This window comes from Halomonas sp. (assembly GCF_031581305.1).
In the GTDB taxonomy this organism is placed as follows: domain Bacteria; phylum Pseudomonadota; class Gammaproteobacteria; order Pseudomonadales; family Halomonadaceae; genus Halomonas.
Genome location: NZ_JAVLBC010000182.1, coordinates 1 through 6,537, shown reverse-complemented (window position 1 = coordinate 6,537; position 6,537 = coordinate 1). Strand labels below are relative to the sequence as shown.

Below are 6,537 nucleotides of genomic sequence, written 5' to 3'. Positions count from 1 at the left end.
ATCCCTGGGCCGAGATCCGTCCCTACCAGGACGACGAGGTGGCCGAAGTCCTCGCGCGCCTGGCCCATGATGCCGAGCTGCTCAATGCCCTGACCCGCTATCGACTGCCGCGGCTCAGCCACTTCATGCCGCGTCTCTCGCGCGTCCTGGCCAGCTTCGCCATCCGCCGCGAGGTGCGCGGCGTGGCCGGCGTGCATGACTTCCAGATGCGCATCGCCAGCTACATGCAGCGCATGATCCGAACCTCCACCGACACCTTCCGGGTGGAGGGTCTCGAGTCGCTGGACCCGGACAGCGCGTATCTGTTCATCGGCAACCATCGCGACATCTCGCTGGACCCGGCCTTCGTCAACTACGCCCTTTACCTGGCCGGGCGCGACACCGTGCGCATCGCCATCGGCGACAACCTGCTCAAGAAGCCCTACGTCAATGATCTGATGCGCCTCAACAAGAGCTTCATCGTGCCGCGCAGCGCCCGCGGCAAGCGAGCCATGCTGGCCGCCTACCAGAACCTCTCCGCCTACATTCGCCACTCCATCCTCGAGGACAACCACTCAATCTGGATGGCCCAGCGCGAGGGACGCGCCAAGGACGGCATCGACCGCACCGACCCGGCGATCATCAAGATGCTGACCATGGCCCGGCGCGGCCGGGAACGTCAGGCGAGCATCGGCGAAGCCATCGCCGAGCTGCGCCTGGTGCCGGTGTCGATCAGCTACGAGTACGACCCCTGCGATCTGCAGAAGGCCAGAGAACTGCACGCCATGCAGACCAGTGGCAACTACGAGAAGAGCGAGTTCGAGGACATCAATTCCATCGTCGCCGGCATCACCGGCCACAAGGGGCGGGTGCAGCTCACCTTCGGCACCCCGCTCACGGCGGCGTTCGACGACCCCGAGGCCGTGGCCGCCGAGATCGACCGCCAGGTGCTTGCCGGCTATCATCTTTTCCCCAGCCATTACCTGGCCCTGGAGGCCCTGGGCGAGGCCCCGGACCTGCTCGACCTGAGCGAGGTCAGCGACGCCGATCGCACCCGCTTCCAGGCGCGCTTGCAGGCGGTGCCCGACGCACTTCGCGACTGGTGGCTGACCCAGTATGCCAACCCGGTGCTCCACAAGGCGGGGCGCTGCCGTTGAGGGACGAGGCATGATGCACGAGAAGCCCGGCTTGAACGCTCAGGCGATCAACCGGCAGGGGCCCGCCGCGGACCGCGACGCCCAGACTCGCGAGGCCCACAAGGTCACCCTGATCGGCGCCGTCATCGACTTCGTGGTCGGCGTGGCCAAGATGGCCGCCGGCTTCATCGTCGGCTCGGCGGCCCTGGTGGCGGACGGCATCCACTCCTTCTCGGACATCCTGACGGACCTGTTCGTCGTCGCTGCCACCCACTTCGGCCGTCAGGAACCCGACAGCAACCACCCCTACGGCCACGGCCGCATCGAGACCCTGGCCACCCTGTGGCTGGGCAGCGTGCTGATCTTCGTCGCCGGGGGCATCGCCTGGGCGAGCATCACGCGGCTGGTGGGCGGTGAGCCGGTGCCCGCGCCGGGCCCCTGGGCCATCGGCATCGCCGTGGCGGCCCTGCTCGCCAAGGAGTGGATCTTCCGCTATACCCTGCGCGTGGCCAGGCGAGTCAGTTCGCGGCTGCTCGAGGCCAACGCCTGGCACTCGCGCTCCGATGCCCTCTCCACCGTGGTGGTGCTGGTGGGTCTGGTGGCGACCCAGTTTGGGGTCGGCTGGATGGATGCCGTGGCCGCCATCGTGGTGGGTATCATGGTCGGCCAGGTCGGCGGGCGCCTGCTGTGGGAATCCAGCCAGGAGCTCATCGACACGGCCCTGCCCCGTGCCCAGCGCGACCATATGCAGGCCATCGCCGAGCGCGTCCCCCACGTCAAGGGGGTCCACGACCTGCGGACACGCAGGCTGGGCAGCGATGCGGTCCTCGACCTGCACATCGTGGTGCCGCCGCGGGTCACCGTCTCCGAGGCCCACGAGATCGGTAACGAGGTGAGCCGCCGCCTCCGCGAGGCCTTCACGCAGCTCGCCGATGTGACCTTCCACATCGACCCCGAGGACGATTCAGGCGAACTCGAGCACAGCCTGCGCCCCGGGCTGCCGCTGCGCAGCGACGTGGTGGAGATCCTTGATGATACCTGGCGCGCGCTGCCGATCTGGCATGCCCGCGTCGCGCTTGACCTCCATTACCTGGATAACCAGGTGGATGTCTCCCTCTACATCAATGCCCTGCCCGACGGTCAGACACTCGAGGGCGCTGCCGACGAGCTGCGTCGGGCCGCCCGAGACCTCGACTGGGTGGGCCGGCTGCGCATCTGGCTGGGGCCCGGCAAGGGCTGAGCTACTCGACATCCCCCCACTCACTCCTCTCGCATTTGCGGCCCAGTCCCCCTTGCAGTCCGTTCATCGAGGTCAGCTCATGCCGGACCTACAGCGAGCAGGAAGTGCGAATAAGGAAGGCCGACAACGCCAATGCCCTGACACTGACCATGAGCCAAATGCCAATCGCCAAGCTCACCGCTCCATCGGCAAACCATGTTATCGTTTGACCGATCCCCGACATGGCATGGTCAGCCAAGGAGAACGTCTATGGCCTCATCGGAAATCCAGAAGACCCGCGTGATCAACGAGCTGCGGGGCTTCATCAAGAAACTTCTGCAGGACCCGAAGATCCTCGAGCAATCACTGGAGATTACCCGCCGCCAGCTCGGAGCGTCGGGAGAGGGTGACATGATGGCGCGGATCGCCAACGATATCTCCGACACCACCAGCGTGCACATCCCCGAGGACCCCCAGGAGCACTCCGAGGCCGATCGTCTCTTTCTCGAGCTCCTCAGGGAGGTGGTCAAGGAGGAGCAGGCGCTCTACTGAAAACCCTCCTCCGCTGTTGACGTCGCCCCCTCCCGGCACCGTGCCGGGAGGGGGAATAGCCCTTTTGCTGTGCCGCACGGGTCGGGCCTGCCCTTGGTCGCCTGCTCTTGCTAGAATAGCGCGCACATTGTTGTTGCTGCTCCTGTCAAATGACCTTCCTGCTCAAGCTACACCCCGAGATCACCATCAAGTCCCGCTCCGTTCGCCAGCACATGACTCGCTGCCTGGCCAGCAATGTGCGCAACACCCTGCGCCAGCTGGATGAAGGCGTGCGCGTCAAGGACGGCTGGGATGCCCTGCTCGTGAGCCTGCCCGATACCCTTCCCGCCAGACGGGTAGAAGAGATGGAGGACACCCTGACCCGGATCCCCGGCATCCACGAGGTGCTGGCCACCGAGGCAGTGCCCTGCACCTCGCTCGACGAGGCTGTCGCCTGGATCGTGCCGCACTGGAAGGCGGCCATCGCCGGGCGTCGCTTCCGGGTCCGGGCCAAGCGCCGCGGCGATCACGACTTCTCCTCCATGGATCTCGAGCGTCATCTGGGTAGCGCTCTACTTGCGGCCGAGCCCTCGGCACGGGTCGACCTGAAGCACCCCGAGGTTGTGGTGTCGGTGGAGCTGACCCACCGGCAGCTGCAGTTGATCCGCTCGCGCCGTCCGGGCCTGGGGGGCTACCCGCTGGGGGTCCAGGGTCAGGCCCTGGCGCTGGTCTCGGGTGGGTTCGACTCGCCGGTGGCGGCCTGGAGGATGCTGCGCCGCGGCGTCAAGACCCACTACCTGTTCTTCAACCTGGGCGGCCCGGCCCACGAGAACGGCGTGCGGGAGGTCACTCACCATCTCTGGCAGCGCTACAGCGCATCCCACAACGTCGACTTCACCTCGGTCCCCTTCGAGGACGTGGTCGCGGAAATCCTGCGCAGCTCTCCCGATGGCCTGATGGGTGTGATCCTCAAGCGCATGATGGTCCGGGCGGCCAGCCGAGTGGCCGCCCGCTCGGGCATCCCGGTGCTGGTCACCGGGGACGCCATCGCCCAGGTCTCCAGCCAGACCCTCAACAACCTGGCGTTGATCGACGCGGCCAGTGAACTGCCGATCCTGCGGCCGCTGGTCACGCAGGACAAGCAGGAGATCATCGACACGGCCCGCCGGATCGATACCGCGCGCTTCGCCGAAAAGATGCCCGAATACTGCGGGGTCATCTCGCGCCGCCCTCACACCCGGGCGCCCGCCGACAAGGTGCTCGCCGCCGAGGCCGACTTCGATTTCACGGTGCTCGACGCCGCCGTCGACGCTGCCACCGTGACCCGTGCCAACCGCTTGTTGGAAGGCCAACAACAGCCTGGCGAGGTGACTGTCGTCGACTCGCTGGCCACGCTGACCAAGATGCCGGCGGTCAGCGTGATCGACATCCGCCCCCCGGACGAGCGCGAGGCAGCACCGCTCGAGCTTTGCGAGGTGCCCTGCCTGGCGATTCCCTTCTACGAACTGCAGAACCAGGCGGAGACCCTGCCCGGGAACCGCGACTACCTGCTCTATTGTGATCAGGGGGTAATGAGCCGCATGCAGGCACTCCACCTCAAGGATCGCGGCTTGAGGCACTTCGGCGTCCTGCGCCACGCCTCCTGAGTCAGGGGAGAGGAGCGGGCGCGGAGATGCAGCCATGCGCGAAGATGGCTACAATCGTGGCCTGATTTTCAACGGGATACCCAGTGACGCCATGTCGAACACCGCCCGCGCCTCGCGCAAGATCCTGGCCACCAGCGCCCTGCCCTACGCCAACGGTGCCATCCACCTAGGCCACCTGCTGGAGTACATCCAGACCGACATCTGGGTGCGCTTCCAGAAGAGCCGCGGACATGAATGCCACTATGTATGTGCCGACGATGCCCACGGCACGGCTATCATGCTGCGTGCGGAGCAGGAGGGCATCACCCCGGAGGCGCTGATCGAACGGGTCTCCCGCGACCACCAGACCGACTTTTCCCGCTTCGGCGTGGCCTTCGACAACTATTACTCGACCCACTCCCCGGAGAACCGCCACTTCAGCGAACTGATCTACACCCGACTACGCGACAAGGGGCATATCGCCACCCGCGACATCGAGCAGATGTTCGACCCGGTGAAGGGCTTGTTCCTCGCTGACCGCTTCATCAAGGGCACCTGCCCGAAGTGCAAGACCGAAGACCAGTACGGCGACAACTGCGAGGCCTGCGGGGCCACCTACACGCCTGCGGAGCTGATCGACCCGGTCTCGGCGATCTCCGGTGCCGTGCCCGAGGTGAGAAGCTCCACCCACTACTTCTTCAAGTTGCCGGACTTCGCCGACTTCCTGAAGGCCTGGATCGACGATGACCATGTCCAGTCGCAGATCCGCAACAAGCTGATGGAGTGGTTCGAGTCGGGGTTCAACGAATGGGACATCTCCCGCGATGCGCCCTACTTCGGCTTCGAGATCCCCGACGCGCCGGGCAAGTACTTCTATGTCTGGCTCGATGCGCCGATCGGCTACCTGGCCAGCTTCCAGAACCTCTGCGACCGCCAGGGGATCGACTTCGACGCCTACTGGGCGCCCGGGTCCGACGCCGAGGTCTACCACTTCATCGGCAAGGACATCGTCTACTTCCATGCGCTGTTCTGGCCGGCCATGCTGCACGGGGCCGACTTCCGCACCCCCACGGCCGTGAACTGCCACGGGTTCGTGACGGTGAACGGGGCCAAGATGTCCAAGTCCCGCGGCACCTTCATCAAGGCGGCCACCTACGCCGACCACCTGAACCCCGAGTACCTGCGCTACTACTTCGCCGCCAAGCTGACCTCCGGGGTCGATGACCTGGACCTCAACCTGGAGGACTTCGCGGCACGGGTGAACAGCGACCTGGTCGGCAAGGTGGTCAATATCGCCAGCCGCTGTGCCGGCTTCGTCAAGAAGCTCGGCGGCGGTCGCCTTGCCGGCCATTGCAGCCAGCCCGAGATGGTGGCGCGCTTCATCGCCGCCGGGGACGAGATCGCCGAGGACTTTGAAGTCCGCGAGTTCGGCCGCGCCATGCGCCGCGTGATGGAGCTGGCCGATGAGGCCAACACCTACATCGCCGAGGCCGAGCCCTGGGTGCTGGCCAAGCAGGACGGCCGCGAGCAGGAAGTGCTCGAGATCTGCTCGGTGGGCATCAACCTGTTCCGCCAGCTGATGGTCTACCTGGCCCCGGTGGTGCCGGCCATGGCCGAGCAGGCCCGCGACTTCCTCGGGCTGGACACCCTCGACTGGCACAGTCGCCACGCGCTGCTGGCGGACCACGAGATCGCCAAGTTCAAGCCGCTGATGACCCGTGTGGAACGGGACAAGATCGATGCCATGATGGCAGCATCGAAGGAGGACCTGGTGGAAGAACAGAAACTCAAGGAGTCGGCGAAGGGCCCTCTGGACGAGGATCCCATCGGTGACGAGATCAGCTTCGATGACTTCGCCAAGGTGGACCTGCGCATCGCCCGCATCGCCCAGGCGGAGTATGTCGAAAAGGCCGACAAGCTGCTCAAGCTGACCCTGGACCTGGGTGGCGAGACCCGCACCGTCTTTGCCGGTATCCGTGCCGCCTACGCCCCGGAGGCCCTGGAGGGCCGGCTGACGGTGATGGTCGCCAACCTGGCCCCGCGCAAG

Annotated in this window: 5 protein-coding genes; all 5 read left to right on the top strand. The window is 66.0% G+C overall.

Going from position 1 to position 6,537, the window contains the following annotated elements; all coding sequences use genetic code 11:
* Positions 1-1,136, top strand: a 1,136-nt coding sequence (locus tag RI841_RS13345; protein ID WP_310706112.1) for a 1-acyl-sn-glycerol-3-phosphate acyltransferase, incomplete at its 5' end; no start/stop codon positions are given.
* Positions 1,137-1,149: 13 nt separating this feature from the next.
* Positions 1,150-2,355, top strand: a complete 1,206-nt coding sequence (locus tag RI841_RS13340; protein WP_405000947.1) for a cation diffusion facilitator family transporter — start codon at positions 1,150-1,152, stop codon at positions 2,353-2,355.
* 249 nt (positions 2,356-2,604) lie between these two features.
* The gene (locus RI841_RS13335) at positions 2,605-2,886 is read left to right on the top strand and encodes a hypothetical protein (RefSeq protein ID WP_310706110.1); all 282 of its coding nucleotides are present in this window, start codon (positions 2,605-2,607) and stop codon (positions 2,884-2,886) included.
* 149 nt (positions 2,887-3,035) lie between these two features.
* Positions 3,036-4,511, top strand: coding sequence for a tRNA uracil 4-sulfurtransferase ThiI (thiI, locus tag RI841_RS13330; RefSeq protein WP_310706109.1), 1,476 nt, complete (start codon positions 3,036-3,038; stop codon positions 4,509-4,511).
* A 91-nt stretch (positions 4,512-4,602) separates the two neighbouring features.
* Positions 4,603-6,537: methionine--tRNA ligase (metG, locus tag RI841_RS13325; protein ID WP_310706113.1), on the top strand; the 1,935-nt coding region annotated here is incomplete at its 3' end.